The sequence below is a fragment of the Streptomyces sp. SD15 genome (genome assembly GCF_054462255.1).
Genome location: NZ_JBTLMO010000017.1, coordinates 50,376 through 72,395 on the forward strand (window position 1 = coordinate 50,376; position 22,020 = coordinate 72,395).

Below are 22,020 nucleotides of genomic sequence, written 5' to 3' on the forward strand. Positions count from 1 at the left end.
CGACTCCCGCGAATCTCGCGACTCCCGCGAATCCCGCGAATCCCGCTCGAGGCGTTTGCGTCCCGACCACGGAAAGGCGTTCCTCCCTTGACGTCACCGATGCTCAACATCGCCGATGCCGTCACCACGACCGTGCTCGGCCCCGGACTCCGCGCCGCCGTCTGGGTCCAGGGCTGTCCTTTCCGCTGTCCCGGATGCATGGCACCGCACTGGATCCCCGACCGGCCCGCCCACTCGGTCTCCGCCGACGACCTCGCGGACCGGCTGCTGAGCGTGCCCGGGGTGCGCGGTCTCACCCTCTCCGGCGGCGAGCCCATGGCCCAGGCCGAGGGTCTCGCCGCCGTGTGCGCCCGGGTCAGGGCCCACGCCCCGGGCCTCGACGTCATCTGCTTCACGGGATACCGGCTGGCCCGGCTGCGCCGCGACCCGCCGACGCCGGGCGTTCCGCGCCTCCTCGCCCATGTCGACGTCCTGATCGACGGGCGGTACGTCGCGGCGCTCGACGACGGACGGGGGCTGCGGGGCAGCTCCAACCAGACCGTGCACCACCTCACCGAACGCCTTCGGGACCGCGCCCATGACCTCGACCACGCTCCCCGGACCGCGGAAGTCCTGATCCGCGGTGGCGAAGTGGTGATCACGGGTGTTCCGCCCCGCCACCTGCTCGACAGCCTCGACCGGGCCCTGGCCGGGCGGGGAACGGCGTCGGGCTCCGAACCAGCAGGCCACGCAACCCGCGAGGAGACATCATGAGCCGAGGCAAGAGGGTGTACGTCGACGAAGCCGAGTGGCGGCGCGTCAACGAGGCGGCCCTCAAACTGAGGACCCTCAACGAAAGCCTGCCGCAGCTCATAGACGACGTACGCCGCACCACCCGACGCGACTTCGACCGCGGCTTCGACGCGGTCGACCGACGGCAGCGGGCCTTCGAGAGCGCCCTCGACGCCACCGGCGCGCAGATGCTGAAGATCGAGCAGCAGACCAACCAGCGGCTGCGCGACCACGCCCGGCGCATCGCCGAACAGGAGACACAACTCATCGCCCGCATCGACTCCACGGCGGAACAGGTCCGCCAGGAGACCGGCGAGCTGCTGCGGGCGGAACACGAGTGGACGCGTGATCTGCTGGCCGCCGAACACCAGGAGCGGGTGCGCGAGGCGAGCCGGCTGCGGGACGAGATCGAGTCCCTGCGCTCCGACAAGGAGCGGGCCGCACGGTACGCGCGGGACCTGCTCGCCCAGGCGGAGGCGACGGCCCGTCATCTGAACGGCCATCCCACGCTCTCGCGTTTCGCCGCCGGACGGGTCGAGAGGATGGAGCAGCGGCTGGTGATGGCACGCACCAACCTCGAAGCGGGTCTGGCCGAAGCGGCCCTGCCGGTGGCACAGGAGTCCTGGCTCCAGCTCAGCGAACTCCGCGTCGAGGCGGAGGCCGCCGACCTCGAATGGCGCATGCTGCACAGCGCCGCGACCCGCGGTCTGCTCCTGGTGGCCGACCTCGTCGACCGCAACCGGTTCCGCAACGGCGTCGGCGTGGACGGCAAGGAGAACGAGACCGAGGTCGTCGTCGACCGGTGGAGCAACGGTGGTCTGACCCTCCTGGAGGGACACATAGCGGCCCATCAACGGCGGCTCCGCGACGAGCTGGACCCGCTCTCCACCGACGAGTTGCGCGAGCTGGTGGAACAGCGCATTCCGAGGCTGCGGACGGTCCTTGAGGACATCACCCAGCTCGCGGGGGCCGAACAGCTCTCCTCGCAGTTGCGCGCCGACATCACCAGCGTCGCCGTCGAGGTGCTCGGCGCGAGCGGTTACTCCCTCCAGGGCTGGACGTATCAGGGCAGCGACGAACGCGGACCCGTCAGCGCCAAAGTCGTCCACGCCGACGGGAGCGAGATCGTCATCCACGTCCGCCAGCTTCCCGGCGAGGAGCCCAACTGCATTCTCGAACTGACCACCCACAACGAAGCGATCGGCGACGACGCCGTCCGGCGCGAGCGGGCCCAGGACGTGGTGAACAGTCTGATCGAGGCCCACATCCGCGTACAGAGCCCGCAGGACATCGGCGAACCCGAGCCGGGACGCGAGGACGTGGAGGGCTTCAGCACCCTCCGGTATGTGCCGCCCGCCCGCAAGGCGCTGCGGATCGAGACGACATGACCGGGCACACCGTGGTCGCGGAACGGCTCCGGGAGGCCCTGCACCTGGAGTCGTGCGAACCCGTCCTGGTGCTGTACGGGCCCGGCACGGAGGACAGTTTCGTCTGCACCGACTACCAGGAACGCTCGCTGCCCGACGCACTGCTCGTGCTGCTGCGCGCGGTCGGCTACCGGCGCGTCGCCTTCTGCTCCCCCGCCGAGCCGCTGTACTTCCGGGACATCGCCTCGTTGGCCACGGCCGGCGGCGAACCCACGGGCGGCCCCGTCGGCGGCGGCACAGGTACGCCGGGGGTGCGCACCGTGTCGGCCGGGCCCATCCGCGGGCCCCAAGGCGTACGACGGCAGTTCGGCCGCCGGGCGCCGTTCGCCGCCGCGGCGCCCACCGCGACACCCGTACCACCGCGGCCCGACCCGCTGTCGGAACCGGACCCGCTGGCCGTGTCACCCGTCTTCACGGCCCGGCGTCCGGTGCGGATCAGCCGAGGGAAGGGAACCAGCCGGAGCGCGGCCGTGCAGACGCTGCACCAGTACATGACGCAGAGCAGCGTCCGCACCGCCGTGGTGGTCGAGCAGGCCGAGTCGTATCTGCACCGCGACCGGGCGGCCGCCGAGATCAACATCCGTATCGGCGAATGGCTCCAGGGACCCACCGGCGGCAATGTGTGCATTCTGATCTTCTCGGCCTCCACCGAGGAACAGATCGTCGAGCACATACGGGTGAGTGACGGCTCCGCCGCGCTCGCCGGATACCTGGAGCGGCGCTCCGACCGGGCGTCCTCGCCGGTCGCCGGGGCCATCCGCGCCCCCGGCCGGGCGGAACTCGGCCGCCTGGTGCAGCTGAGCCGGCTGCGGGACGGCCTGACCGTCTCCGACTGGGCCGACACCGACCGCATCCTCAACGGCATGAACGCCCAAGCCGACGTCCTGGCCCGGGCCTGGCTCGCGCGCCTCGCCACGGCCCCCGAGTTCAGCGCCGGCGTGCTCGGCGGGTGGGACGTACGACTGCCGGAGGTCACGGCGTTGGAGGAGCTGGAGACGTTGACGGGACTGGACGAGGTCAAGGACTTCGTACGCCGTATCGTCGCCCTGCACCGGGTGGAGAAGGGGCTCGCGGCCAGGGGCAGGACGGCTCAGGCACCCTCCCGGCACCTGGTGTTCCGGGGCAACCCGGGCACCGGCAAGACCACCGTCGCCCGTATCGTCGCCCGCGTCTACCAGGAGCTCGGCGCCCTCGCCCGCGGCCATGTCGTCGAACCCGAACTCCGCGACCTCGTGCACGAGCACGTCGGAGGCACCACCCAGCGCACCACGCAGGTCATCGACCGCGCCCTGGACGGCGTCCTGTTCATCGACGAGGTGTACCGCCTCACCGCCAAGGACCGCGGCGGCTTCGGCCAGGAAGCGGTCGACACCCTGCTCAGCCGGATGGAGAACCAGCGCGAGCGCCTGGTGGTGATCGTGGCCGGCTACTCCGCCCCCATGGACGAGTTCCTGCGCAGCAACCCGGGCCTCAGGCGCCGTTTCCCGGTCACCAACGAGCTGGCCTTCGAGGACTTCGGCCCGGACCAGCTGACCGGCATCCTGCTGAACATGCTGCGGAAGCTCGGCCATGAACCGGACACACCGATGCGCGACTTCCTGGAACGCGTCGTGCACGACCTCCACCAGCGCAAGGACAAGGCCCCGGAGTCCTTCGGCAACGCCGGTGAGATGCGCAATCTCGCCCAGGCCCTGCACGAGCGCTGGGCCCAGCGCATCTGCGCCGAACACGCGGTCCCCGACCTCGACGCGCCGCTGGTCCCCGCCGACCTGCCACCCGAGTACCAGCGCAGGAGCGCCCCGTGAGCATTCCCCCGCCACCCCTGCCCAGCACCCCGCCGCCCGTGCCGGACTGCCCCGTGTGCGGTGCGCCCGCCCGACCGGGCGACGCGCACTGCGGCTGGCAGACGCTCGGTCCGCTGACCGCTGGACCGGCGACGCCCGACGCACGCGCGAGCCTCGCCGCACGGCTCGGCGCGGCCAGGCGGATCCGGCGCCTCACCGCGGCCCTGAGGGTGCTGGAGAGCTGCGCCCCCGCGAACCGGCCGGACTGGCTCACCCGGCTGGTCGCCGAGGCCGAGCCCGCCGAGGCGTCCGCCGCCGAGGACGCCGTACGCCGCGCACCATCACCACCGTATGCGGAGTATCCGGACGGCCTGGTGACGCTCCTGGGCTCCCTCACCGACGGGCGGCTGCGGCGCCTGCGGGTCCTCGCCCTGGGGCCCGAGGGGCTGACCGGGTTCGAGGTGACGGCCGGTTCCGGCCGCGTACCCCTGGTGGTGGAAGCCCACCGGGCCGACTGGCCGCGGCTCCTGCCGGCCCTCCCGGCGGATCCGTCGCGGGCTCTGTTCGCGCTGGCCGGCGGAGGTCCCGAGGACGCGGCCCCGCCCCCGGCGGCCGTGCCCGCCGCCCTGCCCGACTGGTGTGCGCCGGCCGCGGACGACGAGGCCGTCGTCCTGCTGGACCGGTGCACCGACTGGCCCGGCACGAGCCACCTCCGGTCCGCGCTGGACCAGCGGTGCCGGCCGGCGGTCACCGTGCGGGCGCCGATGTCACCGACACCGATGACGCAGGTGGTCAACGAGATGTTCAGATCCGCTCCACTGCGACACCCGGTCGCCCTCGCGGTGACCGAACGCGAACCCGTCACCCAGGGATACGTCACCTCGTCCCTCCCCCTGTTCACGGCGGGCACTCACCCGGGACGCGGCTGCACCGGCCGGGTACGGGTGCGCACACCCGCCTCGGGCAGTGCCTCGGGCCGGATCTCCCTGACGATCGCCGTGGTCGCCCTCACCGGAACCCGGCCGCACGAGTGGACCCTGCTGCGCAGCGTCGAGGCGGACCTCCCGGAGGACACCGAGGTCGTCGTCGACGTCACCCTGGCCGCCGCCGACGACGTACGGATCACCCTCGACGGACACCCGGAACCCGTACCCCTGCCCGCCGCGTGGCCCGACCTGTTGGCGCGCGTGTCCCGCGCCGGGCGCGAACTTCCCCTGGACCTCGTCCTGTTGCTGGAGCTGGGTGGCGCGGAGAGCGACCGGCGGGTCCGCATGGCCTCCCGGGTCGTCGAACGGATCGCGGCCGCCCGTCCGCCCGGGGCGCTGCGGGTGCGCACGGTCCCCTACTGGGAGCACCGCCAGGACCGGGCGACGGGGCAACTGGCGGCCACGCACGAGGTGTGGCCGTTCGTGCCGCCCGAAGTCGCCCTGGACGAACTGGAATCGCTGTACCGGCACAGCGAGCCCGTGCAGGAAGCGTTCGCGGCGGCCCTCGAGGAACCGCTGGCCGAGTTGGCGGCGCTGGGCGACTGGGCCGACGGCGACCGCTGCCTGCTGGTGGTCGCGACCCGCCCGCCGCAGCTCGGCCCCGACGACGAGCTGGAGACGGTCTCCCGCCGCTGCCCACGGGACCGGAACTGGCGGGACGGCCTCACCGCCACCGCCGACTGGCTCGGCGCCACGGCCGTACTGGTGCCCGCCGGCGGTTGGGGAGACGGCTTCGAGGCCCGCCGGGCGGCGCGGTTCACCGAGGAGCTGTGGCGCACGTCCCGAGAACACGGCTGGCACGTGCTCGTCGCGCCCGGCGACGGGGACACGGACGACCCGGGTGTGGCGGAGAAGGCCGCCGTGCTGACCGCCCCGGAGGCGGCGACGGCCTCGCCCGTTCCCTTCCCGTTCGCCGTGCCCCCCGCGTCCGCCTCCGCGGCTTCATCGATCTGACCGCCCTCCCACTCGGAACGAGGACCTCATGGCAACGGACCAGCCGCGCTCCGCCGACGATCTCGATCCCGATGCGCCCGGCGGGCCTGACGTCTCCCCTGCCAAGGCCCCGCGCTGGCCCAATGACGACGGCGTGCGCGTGGCCCTGTGGGGACCGTCGGGTTCCGGCAAGACCACGTTCCTGTGGGCGCTGCTCGCCGCCGACGACCGCAAACGCTCCGCCTCCCCCTGGCGTGTCAGCCCCTACGACGCGGAGGCCCGACGGATCAACGAGGCGGTTTTCTCCGGCATGTCGCTGAAGGGGTCCCTCCCGAACGAAACGCTCGCGCTCGAGCAGCCCTCCGCCTGGATTCTGTCCCGTGACCCCGCCGCCCCGCGCAAACCCCCGCGCGGAGTCCCGGAGTTCCTGCGCGGCAGGCGGGAGGAGGACGAGGAGATCCGTGTCCTGGTCCACCTTCAGGACGTTCCCGGCGTCGTCTTCGACTTCGAGAACAGGGAGGCCGACGCGTTCCGCGAGGCCGCGGTACGGCAGTTGGCCGACGCGGACGCCTTCATCTACCTCCATGACCCGTTGACGGACGCCGATTCCCAGGGCCAGCAGTCCGCGGTGTTCTTCCGCCGCATGCTCGACACGATCGAGGCCCGCCGTCCCGGCGAGCTGACCGGTCGGCGGCTGGAACAACACGTGGCCGTGTGCGTCACCAAGTTCGACCACCCCGTCGTCTTCGACCCGGCCTACCAGAACGGCTTCGTCCTGGCGGAGCCGGCACCGGGGACCAGCCGCGCACGGTCGGCGCCGGAGATCAGCGGCAAGAACGCGCGCGCGTACTTCGACTGGCTCTGCGAGCACCACGCCTACTACCGCCGCACCGAATTGGTGCGCAAGGACCTCCACACCCGCTTCCACCAGGACCGGGTCCGTTACTACGCCACGTCCTCACTCGGCTTCTTCCGCCGTGACGACGGCAGCTACAACCTGCGCGACCTGCGCAATGAGAAAGCCGGAGCCGGCCTGGGGGCCACCTCGGGCACCTACGCGCAAAGCCCCGTCGAGCCCGTCAACGTACTGGAGCCCTTCGTCGACCTGGTCCAGGCCATGCGCAGAATCCCACCCGGGCACGGCGCGCGGAGGGGGACGCCGGCGTGACGGGCGACGCCGATCCGAGGGCGGGCTCGGGCCAGGCGGCCGAGGGGGAGTCCGCCGTGCTCAGTGCCTCGGCCGCGTGGGCCGTGCTGGGCAAGGAGGAGGGCAGCCGCCGGGACTACAAGGTCCTGAGCGCGCTGCAGAACCGGATCTCCTTCTACGACCGTCAGGTCCGCGACCACCTCCCCGGCACCCCGGTCGACCCGCTGCGCCCCCCGCCCACGCCGTACTACGTGTACTGGCCGGGCCCCACGACCAAGCAGGGTGCCCCGACGCTGAACTGCAGCCGCTTCGAGCGCACCGACGTCCGCGACGGCACCGGCCGTACCAGCCTGCGGATGCACTTCTTCAACGTGCGGCTGAGCGATCTGCACGACGGGCACGAGCCCGTGGACGGCGTCGCGGGATACACGGACCTGGCGCGGGCCATGGACGGGGCGGCCTGGGCCATGCCCGACGACCACGCCGAGTTGGTCCGGCTCGACTTCCGTCCCGCCGCCGTCCCGGCCGCCGTCCAGGGCGCGGCGCTGCGCGGCTTCGAGTGGCTGGCGACGGGCGCGGCGGCCGTGCTGGCCGGACGGGTCGTCATCACCGGTGCCCAGGACGTGTCCGTGTCCGACCGGCTGCGTTGCCTGGACGCGATCGGGGGGCTCCTGCCGTACGGAGCGCGCTCGATGGTCGCGGCGGCGACCTTCGCCCAGGCCTCCGGTATGCACGGCATCCGGCTGTTCTTCGACGACCTCGCCCCGCAGGGAGCGTTCGCGCTTCCCTGGGAGAGCCCGGTTGTGCCACCGCCCCCGGCCGCCGGCCGCCGCTATCTCGAACTGCTGCTGCGGCAACGGCAGACGACGACACCGGCGGCGCTGTTCACCGCGCTGCTCGGCGTGCCAAGGCCACGTTCGCTGGAGGACCCACAGGCGGTGCTGGAAGCCGCCGAACGCGCCCTGCATCCCCATGCGGACATCACGGCCGACCTGCGGACCGGCGCCGCGGCCGCCGACCGGGCCCGTGCCCTGCTGACAAAGGGGCGGGAGAAACCACCCCTCGGTCCGGAGGAGACGGCCCTGTGGTGGCGGAGCCTGCTGACCGGCCCCGGCGCGGGCGACACCGGGCCGACGCATCTGCGCGCCCTGGCCTGGGCGCCCGGCCCGGGGAATCTCGGCACCCTGGCGCCCGGACTGCTCTCCGTCCTGCCGTGCTCCGAGGGGGTCGACACCGTCGTGTGGTACTGCGCGCGGGCCGACGAAGCCGGCCTGCTCGGGGATCTGCTCGCCCTGCTCGTGCGGAAGGTCGACGCCGACGCCCCCGAGACCCTGCGCGCCCTGCTCGCCGTACTGAACCGCACTCGCTACGACACCGCCTCGGCCACGGCCCTGGCCGAGGCCCTGGGACGCCGCACACGCCTGCTGACCCGGATGCGGGGCGCCGACACCCCGGCGACGCTGGATCTACTCACCGCCTTGAGCCGCGCCGTCCCCGATCACGCGCCCGTGCCCTGGCTCCGCCTGCCGCGCGCCCTCCTGCACGACAGGCGCGACAGGCCCGACGGGCACGACAGGCACCCGCCGAGCGAGGAGGACATCTTCGAGGCCTACCAGCAGATCACCGGATTCGTCGGCCTGATAGAAGCGTTCGTACGCGAGCGGCGGCCCGACCGGAGGGACGAGGCCCTGCGCCGGCTGGCTCCCCTGCGCCGCCGGCTCGCGGAGATCGCCCGCGCCGACGCGCGCGCCGCGGAACTGCTCGTGCTGGAACATCTCTCCACGCAACGCGCCGCCGAGCCCGCCGCGACATCGGCGCGCAGCGCGCTGGAGCTGGGCTGCACGCCCGAGGAGGTGGTGGACGCCCTGGTGTCCGGTTCTCCCGACCGTCCCGCCGACGAACTGCGCCTGCTCCTGCGGGACGTGGGACAGCGGGAAGCTCGGATACGCCGACTGGAATCCGCGGCGCTCCGGCCGGACGGCGCGCTCGACCGGACGCGGGGAACGGCGGAGTTGCTCCGGCACATCGAGGGCGAGCTGGCCGCGGCCGAGCACCAGGACCTGGAGCGGGGTCGGGAACTCACCGCGCGGAAGAGCTGCTTGACGGGGTGGCTGCGGGCCTTCCACCGCCGCTCGGGCTCCGTGGAGGGGCGGGCCGTCGATGAGTGGTGAGCGCGAGCTGCCCGACACGTGGGAGACACGGGAGGCACAGGAGACACGGGAGACACGGGAGACACGGGAGGCACGGGAGGCACGGGAGGCACAGGAGACTCTCCCCTCGGATCTGCGCGACGACGAACCGCACTACGAGATCCACCCCGTGGCGGGCGGCCTGCTCCGCGTGCGGTGGGGCGGGCGCGAACGCCATGTCTCCCCCCTGCCTTCCCTCCCCGGTGCGGACGCCCTGTTCACCGGGTACGAGGATCTGTGCGCCCCGTGCGGCACGGAGCACGAACGGCTGGAGCGGCAACGGGCCGCGGTACGGAGCGTGGCCGACCGCCCCCACCGCTACGCGACCGCGGCCGCGGCGCTGCTCACCCCCCGGCCGCCCGGCATTCCGGGCGCGCCCTTTCCCGAACCCGCCGCCCGGCTGCGCGAGCTGGACACGGTGACCTCGCTGCTGCCCTGGGGCGTACGGGCCCGGCTGGCTGCCACCACCTCTGACGAACCCCTGCGCGGCGCCTACTTCACGCCGGACGCGTACGCTCCCGGCGCGGAGCCGGACGACACGGTGGCGGGCTCGTACCTCTCCGCGCTGGTCAGGCACCTCGAGGAGGCAGCCACCGAGACGGAGCGCCTCGAACGAGTGGACTTCCTGACCCGGGGGCTCCGTGAGTTCCGGGAGCCGATCGACCCCGGGAATCCGCATACCGCCCCTGCGGCCCGAGCGCTCCTCGAGCAGGTGCTGCGGCAGTGGCGGGAGCGCCCCTACATCCGTCTCCTCGCCGCTCTCGGCCGTCGGCCGGACACGGTACGGGAGGAGGTGGACGCGCTCCTGGGCGACGGCGGCCACGCCGCGCACACCGACGGCCGGGCCACCGCCGAGGCGCTGGTGGACGTCGTCAAGGACCACTTCGCGGACCGTCCGGGTGGCCTCTGGGAGGCCGTGCCCCCGCTGCTGTGCCTGGCCGGCATCGACGACCGGCTCGACGGGCAGCTGGAGAAGGCCGTACGCGCGCTGCCCGCGGACGCCGCACCCGTGCGCGTGCGGGAGGTGGCGCCGCTGAGCGCGGGGGTCCGTCTGGAAGCCGTACTGCGTCTGCTGACCCGCGTCGGTACCGGTGCGCCGCATCACCCGGGTCCCGCGGCCCCGCTGCCGGGGCCGCTCCTCGACGTACTCGCCGCGGCCTTCCGCGCCGAGGCGTCGACCGTGCTCCCGCCACTCATCGAGGACATGGAGCGGGAGTTGGGCGAGATCGAGCGGCGAACCGCCGAGCGCATGCTCACCCGCCACGCACTGGGCCTGCCCCGGTCGACACGCCCGGTGGACCGGGCGCCCCTTCCCGAGGACGGAGGTACGGAGACATGACGAACGACGCGTCCGGCACCGAGGCGCACGGCACCGCGTACGGCGTGGACATCGGCGCCGGTCTGCTGCGGGTCGTCAGGGCGGAGGCGAACGGCACGTTCACGCCCTGGCAGCACCCCGCCCCGGTGGTGCCGGGCGGCCCCGGCCGGGGCGTCCTGGACGACGCGGCCCTGCCGACGCTGCTCAGGCCCCGGACAGGGGCGGCCCACCGGGTGGTCGCGGCCGTACCGCACAGTCGGCTCGGGCCAAGCCCGGACGGCCGGCCGGAGACGGAGGAGGTCCGAAACCTGCGCGCCGTCCTGTCGGCCTGCGGCGCACAGCGTACGGAGCTGGTCTCCGCGCCGCTCGCCGCGCTCACCGTGCCCGCGGTGCGGGCGGTACTGCCGTCCGGGTACTCCAGGGTGGTGGTCGCGGATCTCGGGGCGGGCCACAGTGAGTTGGTCCTGTGCGACACGGCCGGTGCCGTTCCCCGGGCTCTTGCCTGGACCGCCACCGAACCGTCCGGGGCGGCCCCCGATCCGCACTGGGAGCTCGCCGGTATCGGTCTGCCGAGTGCCTCTCCTCCCCGTGCGGACCGGCTCCGGCTCGCCCAGGAGTTGATCAGCCGGCTGCACCCGGACGAGGCCGAGCGATCGGAGCTGGCGGTGGAACAGGCCCGCGACGAGCGGGCGAAGCGGGCCGCGGGCGATGGACCCGACGACGAGATCAAACCCCTGTGGCAGCACATCGAGGTGTACCGCAGCGTGCTCCATCCCGACAACCACCACCTCACCTGCGGGCAGGTTCTGGATGTCCTGAACGAGCTGGCGCAGCCGCTGGGCGAACTCGCCGCCCGGTTGCGGCAGTCGGATCCGGCCGTCCGCGAGGCCGGTCTGCTGGTACTGGGGGGTGGCTCGGTGTTCGCGCCCTTGCGGCACGCTCTCGCCCGGGGCCTCGGCCTCCCGGCCGACGCACCGGTCCGCACCGCGCCCCTTCCGGTGCTGGCCGCAGCCCAAGGGGCCGCCCTCGTAGCGGCGCGCTCGGCGCCGTCTCCCGAGGCCCTTCGGCAGCAGCCTGCGCCCGATATCCCCCGGCAGCCCGCCGGGACGCCGGTGCGGCTCGCCGTCGTCGTCCACCGAGCGGCCGGTGACCGGGTGGAGGAATGGCTCGCCCCGCTGCCCGTGCCCGCCTCGCCCGCCGCCGAGTTCCTCCGCGATCCCTGCACGGGCGCCGACGCCGTATGCGACTGGGGCGGTCCCGCCTCGCTGTCGCTGTGGATACGGCCGCCGGGCGCCGACGGCTTCGCGCCGCTCGCCGTCGAGGCCTCGCGGATTCCCGTGCCCGCGGGCCGCTACCGCATCGGGACCAGTGTGGACGCCGCCGCGCGGCCCCTGCTGGTCTTCGCCGGGGCCGGCCGTACGGATGCCGCCATCACCGTCGCGGTCGCGGACGCCGCGCCCGCGGCGTTCGCCGACGACGGGACTCGTCCCACCGGGGAGGGCCGGTGAACAAGGAAGAAGAAGAGGAAGTCGTGGCCGCGCTGCGGGCCACGGACGCCGCGTTCCGCGGCCTCGAACAGTCGCTCGCGGCCGCCGACGGCCGGCAGGCCGACATCTTCCGGACGCTGGTGCGGCTCGAGGCGCCGCTGGGCGGTCTCTCCTCCTGCGCCGCACGCATCCGCGCCCTGCTGGATGTCGCGGACTTCGACGCCGAGTTGCGCAAGCGCTTCGCCGAACGGACGCGACGCGTCGAGGCCGTCGGCGACGGTCTCGACGCCCTCCGCGCTGTGCAGGCCACCTGGCAGGAACAGGAAGCGGAGCTGACTGTTCAGGAGGCGGAGCACCGGCGGCTGTCGGAGGAGAAGGCCGAGTTCGACCGGCGGGCCCTGCTGGCCGCCCAACTGCCGGGGCTGCGCAGGACGGTCGAGCGACTGCGGCAGGCGGAGACCGAGGCACGGGCGGCACAGCGCGAGCTGCGCGAACGCTCCGCACGCCTGTCCGAACCGATCATCGAGGCGCTGTCCACCGAGCGCCATGACGAGGAGAGGGAGAGGGAAGCGGAGGGGGAAGCGGAGGGGGAAGCGGAGGGGGAGGGGGAGGCGGCTGCGGGGAGCACGGAGGCGGCCGACCGATCGAGCGAGACCGTGCACCCCAACGCAGCCGAACAGTCACTCCTCATCGAAAACACCCCCGCGGACGATTCGGTTGCCGCGTTGGAGAGCCTGCGGCAGGCCGCCCAGGACTGGTCCGAGGAGGCCGGCGAGCTGCTGGACGTCCTCACCCCGGGCGTCGCCGAGGTTTTCGCCCGAGCCCAAGCGCTCCAGACCCGACTGGCCGCGCAGTACGCCGCCCTGCGGGACGCGGAGTACCGCGTCGACGAACTGGCGGCCCGTCTGGAGGACACGGCAGCTCGCCACCAGGCGGCCGAGCAGCGCTCCGAGACCGGCCGCAAGGCACTGCATCTGCACTTCGAAGCCGACCTGGAGCTCACCAGCGCCCTGGCCGCCTACAGCACCGAACCGGACATCAGCCACGTCGAAGCCGGTCTCCACCGCCTACGGCAGTCCCTGGCGGCCATTGACGTCGCGCTGCGCAGTCACCACGCGGCACGACAGGAGCACACCGTTTTCCTGCGCCTGGGTGACACCGTCCAGCCGGACACCACCGCACCGCCGGTCCCGGAGCCGCGTACGGATACATCCGGCACGGCGGACCGCGCCCCCGACCCAGGCGAGGCAAGCACATGAAAGTCACCCACTGGCTCCGTTCGGGCGCGGCGCTCCTCCTGCTGCTGCCGGGGACCCTCGGCTTCGCACCCGCCCACAGCCCTTCCAGCCCTTCCACTCCGGATGCCTCGCGCCCGGCACTCGCCCGCACAGACGACGCGGCGCCACTCCCCCAGACGGACCGGGCCACCGCGCTCGGTGAACTGGGCCTGGACTCGGGTGCGGACTACGTGGTCGTCATCGACAGCTCCGGATCCATGCGGGCCCATCGGGAGCAGGTGACCCGCGCGTTGCAGTCCCTCCTCGACGGCCTCGGCCCCCGGGACCGGGCGGCCCTGGTCTCCTTCCGCGCGGCCCCCGATCCGGCCGGGATCGTCGCGCCGCTGGAAGCGGTGGACGCTCCGGACGCCCTCGTGCGACTCCTGCCCGACGAATACGGCTCCACCGACATCAGCACGGGTGTGGACCAGGGATTGCGCGTCCTCGAACGCAGTACGGAGGTCCGCCCGGCCGCCCTCGTACTGATCACCGACGCCGGCCAGACCCCTGACACCGCCTCCCCCGCCGGGTGGCAGCGGCTCGTCGACCGTATCGCCCAACTGCGCGCCCGCCAGCAGCCCTCCTCCCTGAACCAACTGGTGCGCGGGGTGGTCCTCGACTGGGGTGGAGGCGACCGGGCGGAGGCCTTCAGGGTCGGCCCGGGCTGCCGGGCCACCAGCAGCTACACGATCGCGCAGTGCTTGTTCGGCCGGTCCGAGACCAGCCAGGTGGCCCCCGCCCGCGCGGCGCAGTCGCTGCGCGCGCTGCCGGACGAGTTCGCCGACCGCGGTCTGGAAGCGTTGCTCGCCCCGGACGCGGCTCGTGTCCGCACCGGCGACGCGGTGCGCGTACGCCTGGGCCGGCCGCGTCTCACCGGCACGGACTCCGCCGACGTACCCGTCACCTTCTCGTCCCGCACCGGGCATCTGCCCCTGCGCGTCCAGGACATCACCGCGCACGTGGACGGACTGTCCCCGAACGTGGCGGGCACGCTGGAAAAACCCGTCGATCTCGCGCCCGGCGCCGATGCCACCACCACCCTGCGCGTGCGCTGGAACGAAACGCCCCGGCCGTGGTACGCGGCGGGTCCGCCCAGTCGGACCGGCACGGTGACCCTCCGTTACACCCTGGCCAGCCGCTACAGCGCGGTCATGTCCCGGGCCTCCGTTCCCGACCACCGTTTCGCCCCAGGGACCGGCACCGGGAGCGTAGGTCTCTCCGTCCCGGCGTCCACCCTGTGGTGGTCCGAGGTGGCCGCGCTCGCGCTCCTGGTCCTGCTCCTGCTGATCCGGCTCGGGGGTTTCCCCGCCAGGCTGTGGGTGGTCACCGAGCCGGACGGCACGCGCCCGGCGCAGGTGCTGGTCTGGCTGCCGCGGCAGACCGTGCGCCGGCGCGTCTCCACGGACCGGGAACTCACCCTGACCGTGCGCTGGAAACCGCACCGGGCATGGTCACGGGAAGGGCCGCTGCGGGTGGTGTTGTGGCCACTGGGCAGGTCCACCGCGGGCACCCAGGTCAAGCCCCAGCACGCGCTGCCGCTGCGGCGCTACGGGTCCCGCGCCGCATTGCCCGGTTTCGAAGGCCTCCGCCTCGTCCGCGGTGGCTGGCTGCGGCCGCGCCGCAAACGCCCCTGAACACCGCGGACCACAAGGACGCGGCACCCGCCCGAGAAGGGACAGTCGAACGATGCCTTACGAGAACGAATACGCGACGGACACGGACCGGCAGAGCCAAGCCGTCGTGCGCACGGTGGAGGTGGACCTGGCCGGCGGTGGCCGGGTGGAGGTGCGGGCGGTCTCGGGCGGTGGGGCGACGGACATCGCGAGCGTGCCAGGGAGTTTCGAGGAGGCCATGGACTCCCTTCGCGGAGTGGCCCGCGCGACACTCGCCGCCGTACGCGCCGCCGGACCCGACGAGGCCACCGTGGAGTTCGGAATGAACGTACGCGCCAAGACGGGTCAGTTGATGGGCTTCCTGGTGTCGGCGGACACCGGCGCGGACCTCAAGGTGACCATGACCTGGCGCAAACCGGACACCCCCCGAAACACGGCCTCCACCTGACGCGGGCAGGTCCGTCACGAAGAACGTGGGCCTTCACCGCCACGAACGGTGAAGGCCCACGTCACGCACGCCGACCGGAGTGGCTCACGAGTAGGTGATCGCTCCCGTCCGGGAGGTGCGTTTCCCCTCTGTCGCCCCCGGCCGCGCGAAGGTTGCCGCATCCGCGAAACATTCGGCCCCTGCGTTTCCACAGCATCAGGAGATCGTCCAGGTCGGACGCCTCCCCCGGCTACGTCGCCCACCCGCTGGCACCCCTTCCCCTCCCGGACACCGTGGCGTCACACCGGACGGGAAGATTTCGGCCGTCCCCCTACGTCGCTGTTTATCCGTCGGCCCCCACCCAGGGCGCGACGCGGAAGGACGACGTGCGCCGTGTCCTTGCTCCCGCTCGACGAACTCCCCACCACGCTCCCCTCCCCCTCCCCCTCACCTACCCCCTCACCCGTCCGCTCCCCCTCCACCGCCGCCCGCCTCACCCGCCTGACGGTGACCCTGCTCCCGCTCCTGCTGATCGGGGCGTGGGCGGTGGTCGACTGGCGCACGGTGCGCGACGGCGCCGTCCGGCTGGCCGGCGCCGACCCCTGGTGGCTGCTGGCCGGAATCTTCTTCACCTGCCTCGGCTGGACAGCCGCCGCATGCGTCCGGCAAGGAGCCGTACCGGAACGGCTGCCGCCCGGGCTGCTGCTCGCGTCGCAGTTCGCCGCCGGCGCCGCGAACCATGTGCTTCCCGCGAGCATCGGCGCCCATGCAGTCACCCTGCGTTTCCTTCAGGGCCGCGGCATATCTCTGGCCCGGGCCACCGCCTCGCTCGCCTTGTACTCGCTGGTCAAGCCACTGGCGAAGACGGTGGTGCTCATCGCGTTCCTCGTGGCCTTCCCCGACGTGTTGCGGCTCGGCGAACTCGTCCCGGACGACTTGACGTTGCTCCTGGCCGCCGGTGCCCTGGTGCTCGGCCCCGTCATCGCCTGCCTGCTCCTGACGGTCGTACGTCCACTGCGCCGCCCGGCACTCGGATTCGTACGCACCGCCCTGACCGAAGCGCGGCTCCTGCACACCCGGCCCAGCCGTGTCCTCCCCCTCTGGGGTGGAGCGGCCGCCACCCCACTGCTCCAGGGAAGCGTGATCGCCTCGGTCGGGTTCTCGCTCGGACTGCCGCTGTCCTGGGCGCAGGTGGTCCTCGCGCTCCTCCTCGCCAGCACCGCCGTCGGAGCCGTGCCCGCGCCGGGCGGCATCGGTCCGGTGGACGCGGCGCTGGTGTTCACCATGGTCGCCTTCGGCGCCCCGATGGACCTGGCCACGACGACCATCGTCGGCTACCGCGTCCTGACGGTCTGGGTACCCCTCCTGCCGGGCACGCTCGTCCTCTCGGCCCTCGTCCACCGCAAGGTGCTGTGAGCCGAGGGCCCGCGGTCCCGCGTGTGCGGGCTCACGGCCTCACCGAAGCCCTTGCTGACGAAAGGTGACGTGCCCAGGTGAAGCAGAATCTCCTCAGCCCTCGTCCGGCGTCAGCCGCAGCGAGATGCTGTTGATGCAGTACCGCTGATCAGTGGGAGTGGGATACCCCTCCCCCTCGAACACATGCCCAAGATGCGACCCGCACCGAGCACACCGCACCTCCGTCCGCAGCATCCCGTGCGACCGGTCCTCGATCAGCTCGACCGCGTCGGAATCCTTCGGGTCGAAGAAGGACGGCCAGCCGCAGTGCGACTCGAACTTCTCGCCGGAGGTGAAGAGTTCGGCGCCACAGGCCCGGCAGGAGTACACGCCCTGCGTCTTGGTGTCGGTGTACTCGCCGCGGAACGCCGGCTCCGTGCCCGCCTGGCGCAGGACGGCGTACTCGGCCGGGGTCAGCTCCGCGCGCCACTGCTCGTCCGGCTTTTCGATGTCGTACGACATGAAGCTCAACCCCTCACAAAAGCTACGGCTACTTCGACAGGCGGGTCAGGATCTCGGGGCCGAGATCCGTCACGTCACCCGCGCCCATGGTGAGAACCAGATCACCGGGCTTCGCCATTCCCGCGACGACGTCGGGCACCGCCGCCTTGTCGTGCACCGGCGTCACGTCCGCGCCCGCCGCCCGCGCCGCCTCGATGATCAGCTCGCTGGTGATGCCCGGGATCGGGTCCTCGCGGGCCGGGTAGATGTCGAGGACCACGGAGGCGTCCGCGAGGGACAGGGACTGGCCCATCTCCTTGGCCAGCTCCTGGGTGCGGGAGAACAGGTGGGGCTGGAAGACGACCAGGATGCGGCCCGAGGCACCCGCGCGCATCGCCTCCAGGTCCGCTGTCATCTCCGTCGGGTGGTGCGCGTACGAGTCGACGACCTGGACGCCCGCCTCCTCGCCCTTCAGCTGGAGGCGGCGCTTCACCCCGGTGTAGGAGGCCAGCGCGGGAGCCAGATCGGACGCCGGGATGCCCAGCGCCACGCCCGCCGCGAGCGCCGCGACCGCGTTGTGCGCGTAGTGGCGGCCGGGGACGGAGACCGCGAAGGTCAGCTCCGAGCCGTCCAGCTCCACCGTCACCTCGCTCTTCAGGCCCTGGGCGGTGACGGACAGGACGCGGACGTCCGCGTCCGCCGATTCGCCGTACGTCACCACGCGGACGGAGTCCGGCAGGCGTCGGGTCAGTTCGCGCGCGCCCTCGTGGTCCGCGGAGATCACCAGCGTGCCGCCCGGCACGATCTTGCCCGCGAACGTCTCGAAGGACTCGTAGATCGCGTCCATGGACGCGTAGTTGGCGTGGTGGTCCAGCTCCACGTTCAGGACGATCGCCACCTCGGGCGCGTACTTGTGGAAGCTGCGGTCCGATTCGTCGGCCTCGGCGACGAAGATCTCGCCCTCGCCGTGCAGGGCGTTCGAGCCGGGGGCGTCCAGGTCGCCGCCGATCGCGTACGACGGGGACACACCGAGGGACGACAGGGACACCGCGAGCATCGACGTCGTCGTCGTCTTGCCGTGGGTGCCCGCGACCGCGATCGGGCGCAGGCCGTCCATCAGGCGGGCGAGGGCGTCCGAGCGGTGGACCACCGGGATGCCGAGTTCGGCCGCGCGGGCCAGCTCCGGGTTGTCGGCGCGGATCGCCGACGAGACGACCACACAGGTGGCGTCGGACGCCAGGTGGTCCGCCGCGTGGCCGATGTGCACGGTCGCGCCCAGCGCGCGCAGGGCCTCGGCGGTCGCGGACTCCTTCGCGTCACTGCCCGCCACCTTCGCCCCGCGCTGCGCCAGGATCTTCGCGATCCCCGACATGCCGGCTCCGCCGATCCCGATGAAGTGCGGTCGGTCCATGGCGGTAGGAAGGCCGGGTGCCATGCGTGTTTCTCCCCAAGATCCGATACGAGGCTGAGCGCGCCTACGACGCAGCGCGGGCCCAGCCTAATCCTTGTCGTGAGCGCGCAGCGCTCCGACAGGGACGCGGGGCTGTGTCCAGCATGCGGCTCCGCCGCGTGGGCGCGAGCAGCCACACACGACCCGCGGCAGCAAGCCCACCGCAACCTGAACGGCGCCCCCGACCCGGCCCAGCCCAGCCCAGCGGCTACGCCTTGCTGTGCGAGAACAGCTTCAGCACCGGCACCCCCACCTTGTGCCGGGCCCGCGAGGCCCAGTCGCGGTGGAAGAACTCCTCTACGTAGTGGGGGTCGGTCAGCACGATGACCTCGTCGGCGTCGATCTCTTCGACCAGGGCCTTCAGCGCGTCCAGCGGGTGGTCCTCGATGAGCCGTCCCGCCGCCTCGCTGCCGGCCGAGCGCAGGGCCACCAGGGACACCTCGAGGGCCTGCTGTCCCTGGCTGACGGCCTCATCGCCCTCCGGGACCTCGCGCTCGTGGGCCGCCTCGTCGAGCTCGCCGAGCGCGACGTCGTCGATGGCCCGCAGCAGTCGGTCCGCCTGGTCGCCCCGCGGCTGGAGCAGCACATGGAAGGCCACCGCCTCGTCACCGTGCAAGGTGGTGACGAACTCCACGTCGGCGGACGTCAGGGCCTTCTCGATCATCAATACGCTTGTGAACACGACAGGCGCCCTTCTCCTCCGTGGGCCTCCCTGGGCCCCTGCGGAAACCATCCTGCCCCGTGACCGCACGGGGGCTGCGAAATCAGTGTGCCCTGCGGAAGATAAGTGGAACGGGACATTTGCCGACTTGTCGGGACCTGCCCGGTTACCAGGAAAGACCGGCTTGTCAGGGCCGACGGTAGCGGGCGAACAGGAACCCGGCCTCCTCCAACAGGGACGTCAGTTCGAACTGCTTCGGGACCGCCACCGAGGGCCCTGAGGTGATCCGCTGCGCGTCGCCCGCGGTGAGCCTCGGGGAGAGGGTCAGGCAGAGTTCGTCGAGAACCCCCGCCGCGACCATCTGGCCCAGCAGTCGCGGGCCACCCTCGGTCAGCAGCCTGGTCATGCCGCGGTCGGCGAGGGCGCGTACGGCCCGGGCCGGGTCCACGCCCATGCCGTCCCCGGCGACCACCACCTCGGCGCCCGCCTTCTCGGCCGCCGCCACCCGGTCCGGTGCCGCCGCGGCCCCCGTCAGGACCAGCGTGGGCACCAGCGGCGAGGCGAAGAGGGGAAGAGAGAAGTCCAGGTCCACACTGGCCGTGACGACGGCGATCGCCGGTGCGGGGCCCTGACCGGACGCCTCCCTCAGTGCCGCGAAGTCCGCACGCGCGCGTGCCGGGCGGTAACCCTCCTGACGTACCGTTTCCGCGCCGACCACCACGACGTCCGCGAGCCCCCTCAGCACGCCGAAGATCCGCATGTCGGCGGCGCTGGAGATGCCCTGGGACTTCCCGTCGTGCTGGGCGGCCCCGTCGAGCGTGGAGACCATGTTGGCGCGCAGCCAGGGCTCACGGACATCGGGGTAGGCGTATGCCTCCGCCAGCTCCAGGAGCTCCCATTCGCGGTCCGCCGCCTCCACACCGGCCGTTCCGGGGGCCCCGGCGGAGGCCTGGGCTGCTGTTTCGTAGGTCACAGGGAACAGGCGTCGCATGTCGTGCAGTGTGGCACGGCCCGTAGAGTGAGGAACCGTGTCGTCCTCCACCGCCGCTTCCGGGATCGAACCGATAGCCGAAGCAGCCCCCCTGTCCCTGTGCGCCCGCGAGCCGCACGTCCCCGCGGACCGGCTCGTCGCCGAGATGGTGCCGCCACCGCGCTTCGACTCGGTGCGCTTCGAAACGTACATTCCGGACCCGAACCAGCCCAGCCAGACCGAGGCCGTACGCGTCCTGGCCGGCTTCGCGGCCGGTCTCGGCGGAGCGCACGCCCTCGGCACCGGCAAGCGGAAGCTGTTCAGCTTCGGAAAGGCCCCGGCGAAGGCCCCCGCGGGCCCCCGCGGCGTCTACCTCGACGGCGGCTACGGCGTCGGCAAGACCCACCTGCTCGCGTCCCTGTGGCACGCGACTCCGGCCGAGCCCTCACTCAAGGCCTTCGGCACCTTCGTGGAGCTGACGAACCTGGTCGGCGCGCTCGGCTTCCAGCAGACCGTGCGCACGCTCTCCGGCCACCGACTCCTGTGCATCGACGAGTTCGAACTCGACGACCCGGGCGACACGGTCCTCGTCTCCACCCTGCTCGGCAAGCTGGTGGACGCGGGCGTCGCGCTCGCCGCCACCTCGAACACGCTGCCGGGCAAGCTCGGCGAGGGCCGGTTCGCGGCCGCCGACTTCCTGCGCGAGATCCAGGGCCTGTCCGCGCGCTTCCGGCCACTGCGCATCGACGGCGAGGACTACCGTCACCGCGGGCTGCCCGAGGCCCCGGCGCCCTTCACCGACGAGCAGGTCACGAAGGCCGCGTACGCCACCGCCGGGGCGTCCCTCGACGACTTCCCGCACCTGCTCGACCACCTCGCGCGCGTGCACCCCAGCCGGTACGGCGCCCTGACCGACGACCTCAGGGCCGTCTGCCTCACCGACGTCCGGCCCGTTCCGGACCAGTCGACGGCGCTGCGGCTCGTCGTCCTCGCCGACCGGCTGTACGACCGCGAAGTGCCCGTCCTCGCCTCCGGAATGCCCTTCGACAAACTGTTCAGCGAGGAGATGCTGAACGGCGGCTACCGCAAGAAGTACTTCCGCGCCATATCCCGGCTGACCGCCCTCGCGCGGGACGCCAAGGGGCTCGTTGAGGCGTAGATCACGACGAGATCTCGGCACTTCCCCTCCCGCTCAAGCGTCTCTTCAGAGTGAAACGTCGCGTTAACCCTGCAAACAACTCTCCGGGTTAGCGTAGTTAGCGTATTTGTTGACGTCGGAGACGAGACGGCGGGAGGGAGCGCATGTTACGAGGCACGACGGCCCGGACCCTGTATCTGGTACTCGCCGCCGTCCTGATCAGCCTGCAGCTGTTCGCCCCCACCGAGTCGTTCGCGTCCGCGCACAAGGGTGACGTCGTCTCCTGTGGCGACGCCGAGCATCCGCAGAAGACGGCACCGCCGTTGGGCGCCCGTCAGCGGGCCGGCGACGAGGACCTCGTCCCCGAAACACTGGCACGCGTCATGGTCGAGAGCGACCCCGCGGCCGCGAACCCGCTGCCTTCCCGTAGCGCCGCGCACCACCCCGGCGCGTCGAGATCGTCGAGATCCTCGACCGTCCACTCCCCCGAGGCACTTCAGGTCTTCCGCTGCTGAGCGGAGCGCGTCCCCCCACGCTCCGTCTTGT

18 protein-coding genes are annotated in these 22,020 nt (G+C 72.5%); 14 read left to right on the plus strand and 4 right to left on the minus strand.

All coding sequences use genetic code 11. The features are described from left to right. The first annotated feature begins 87 nt into the window (after positions 1–87). The 12 genes from ACX28W_RS18695 (at position 88) to ACX28W_RS18750 (ending at position 16,775) form a co-directional block, all read left to right on the plus strand. The gene (locus ACX28W_RS18695) at positions 88–753 is read left to right on the plus strand and encodes a 4Fe-4S single cluster domain-containing protein (RefSeq protein WP_459000106.1); all 666 of its coding nucleotides are present in this window, start codon (positions 88–90) and stop codon (positions 751–753) included. After that, the gene (locus tag ACX28W_RS18700) at positions 750–2,159 is read left to right on the plus strand and encodes a hypothetical protein (protein ID WP_459000108.1); all 1,410 of its coding nucleotides are present in this window, start codon (positions 750–752) and stop codon (positions 2,157–2,159) included. The genes ACX28W_RS18695 and ACX28W_RS18700 overlap by 4 nt, the downstream gene beginning before the upstream one ends. Further along, positions 2,156–4,003, plus strand: coding sequence for an AAA family ATPase (locus ACX28W_RS18705; protein WP_459000109.1), 1,848 nt, complete (start codon positions 2,156–2,158; stop codon positions 4,001–4,003). Before ACX28W_RS18700 ends, ACX28W_RS18705 begins: the two co-directional genes overlap by 4 nt. Next, on the plus strand, positions 4,000–5,922 hold the full coding sequence (locus tag ACX28W_RS18710; RefSeq protein ID WP_459000110.1) for a hypothetical protein: 1,923 nt from the start codon (positions 4,000–4,002) through the stop codon (positions 5,920–5,922). The genes ACX28W_RS18705 and ACX28W_RS18710 overlap by 4 nt, the downstream gene beginning before the upstream one ends. Positions 5,923–5,950: 28 nt before the next feature. Further along, complete coding sequence (locus ACX28W_RS18715) at positions 5,951–7,069, plus strand: hypothetical protein (RefSeq protein ID WP_459000111.1); 1,119 nt, start codon at positions 5,951–5,953, stop codon at positions 7,067–7,069. Continuing rightward, complete coding sequence (locus tag ACX28W_RS18720) at positions 7,066–9,219, plus strand: hypothetical protein (protein ID WP_459000112.1); 2,154 nt, start codon at positions 7,066–7,068, stop codon at positions 9,217–9,219. The genes ACX28W_RS18715 and ACX28W_RS18720 overlap by 4 nt, the downstream gene beginning before the upstream one ends. Further along, complete coding sequence (locus ACX28W_RS18725) at positions 9,209–10,576, plus strand: hypothetical protein (RefSeq protein WP_459000113.1); 1,368 nt, start codon at positions 9,209–9,211, stop codon at positions 10,574–10,576. Before ACX28W_RS18720 ends, ACX28W_RS18725 begins: the two co-directional genes overlap by 11 nt. Further along, positions 10,573–12,063: a hypothetical protein gene (locus tag ACX28W_RS18730; protein ID WP_459000114.1), complete on the plus strand. Its 1,491-nt coding sequence runs from the start codon at positions 10,573–10,575 to the stop codon at positions 12,061–12,063. The genes ACX28W_RS18725 and ACX28W_RS18730 overlap by 4 nt, the downstream gene beginning before the upstream one ends. Further along, a complete protein-coding gene (locus ACX28W_RS18735; protein ID WP_459000115.1) occupies positions 12,060–13,301 on the plus strand; it encodes a hypothetical protein in 1,242 nt (413 codons plus the stop codon). The genes ACX28W_RS18730 and ACX28W_RS18735 overlap by 4 nt, the downstream gene beginning before the upstream one ends. Next, on the plus strand, positions 13,298–14,953 hold the full coding sequence (locus tag ACX28W_RS18740; RefSeq protein WP_459000116.1) for a vWA domain-containing protein: 1,656 nt from the start codon (positions 13,298–13,300) through the stop codon (positions 14,951–14,953). The genes ACX28W_RS18735 and ACX28W_RS18740 overlap by 4 nt, the downstream gene beginning before the upstream one ends. 52 nt (positions 14,954–15,005) lie before the next feature. Beyond that, positions 15,006–15,380 carry a CU044_2847 family protein gene (locus tag ACX28W_RS18745; protein WP_459000117.1) on the plus strand — a complete coding sequence of 125 codons (375 nt, stop codon included), beginning with the start codon at positions 15,006–15,008 and terminating at the stop codon, positions 15,378–15,380. A 372-nt stretch (positions 15,381–15,752) separates the two neighbouring features. Then, a complete protein-coding gene (locus tag ACX28W_RS18750) occupies positions 15,753–16,775 on the plus strand; it encodes a lysylphosphatidylglycerol synthase transmembrane domain-containing protein (protein WP_459000118.1) in 1,023 nt (340 codons plus the stop codon). A gap of 93 nt (positions 16,776–16,868) precedes the next feature. On the opposite strand, the gene msrB is transcribed toward ACX28W_RS18750, so the two are convergent. The 4 genes from msrB to ACX28W_RS18770 all read right to left on the minus strand — a co-directional run bounded on the left by msrB (position 16,869) and on the right by ACX28W_RS18770 (position 20,357). After that, a complete protein-coding gene (gene msrB, locus ACX28W_RS18755; RefSeq protein ID WP_362086425.1) occupies positions 16,869–17,276 on the minus strand; it encodes a peptide-methionine (R)-S-oxide reductase MsrB in 408 nt (135 codons plus the stop codon). Between the two features lie 28 nt (positions 17,277–17,304). Continuing rightward, positions 17,305–18,690, minus strand: coding sequence for a UDP-N-acetylmuramate--L-alanine ligase (gene murC, locus ACX28W_RS18760; RefSeq protein WP_459000119.1), 1,386 nt, complete (start codon positions 18,688–18,690; stop codon positions 17,305–17,307). Positions 18,691–18,913: 223 nt separating this feature from the next. Further along, positions 18,914–19,387: an indole-3-glycerol phosphate synthase gene (locus ACX28W_RS18765; protein WP_459000120.1), complete on the minus strand. Its 474-nt coding sequence runs from the start codon at positions 19,385–19,387 to the stop codon at positions 18,914–18,916. A 166-nt stretch (positions 19,388–19,553) separates the two neighbouring features. Next, a complete protein-coding gene (locus ACX28W_RS18770; RefSeq protein ID WP_459000121.1) occupies positions 19,554–20,357 on the minus strand; it encodes a pyrimidine reductase family protein in 804 nt (267 codons plus the stop codon). A gap of 37 nt (positions 20,358–20,394) precedes the next feature. Here ACX28W_RS18770 and zapE point away from each other — a divergent pair, with 37 nt between their 5' ends. Together zapE and ACX28W_RS18780 are read left to right on the plus strand one after the other, a co-directional pair. After that, positions 20,395–21,495, plus strand: coding sequence for a cell division protein ZapE (gene zapE / locus ACX28W_RS18775; protein WP_459000123.1), 1,101 nt, complete (start codon positions 20,395–20,397; stop codon positions 21,493–21,495). A gap of 143 nt (positions 21,496–21,638) precedes the next feature. Continuing rightward, a complete protein-coding gene (locus ACX28W_RS18780; protein ID WP_459000124.1) occupies positions 21,639–21,989 on the plus strand; it encodes a hypothetical protein in 351 nt (116 codons plus the stop codon). The last annotated feature ends 31 nt before the right edge of the window (positions 21,990–22,020 follow it).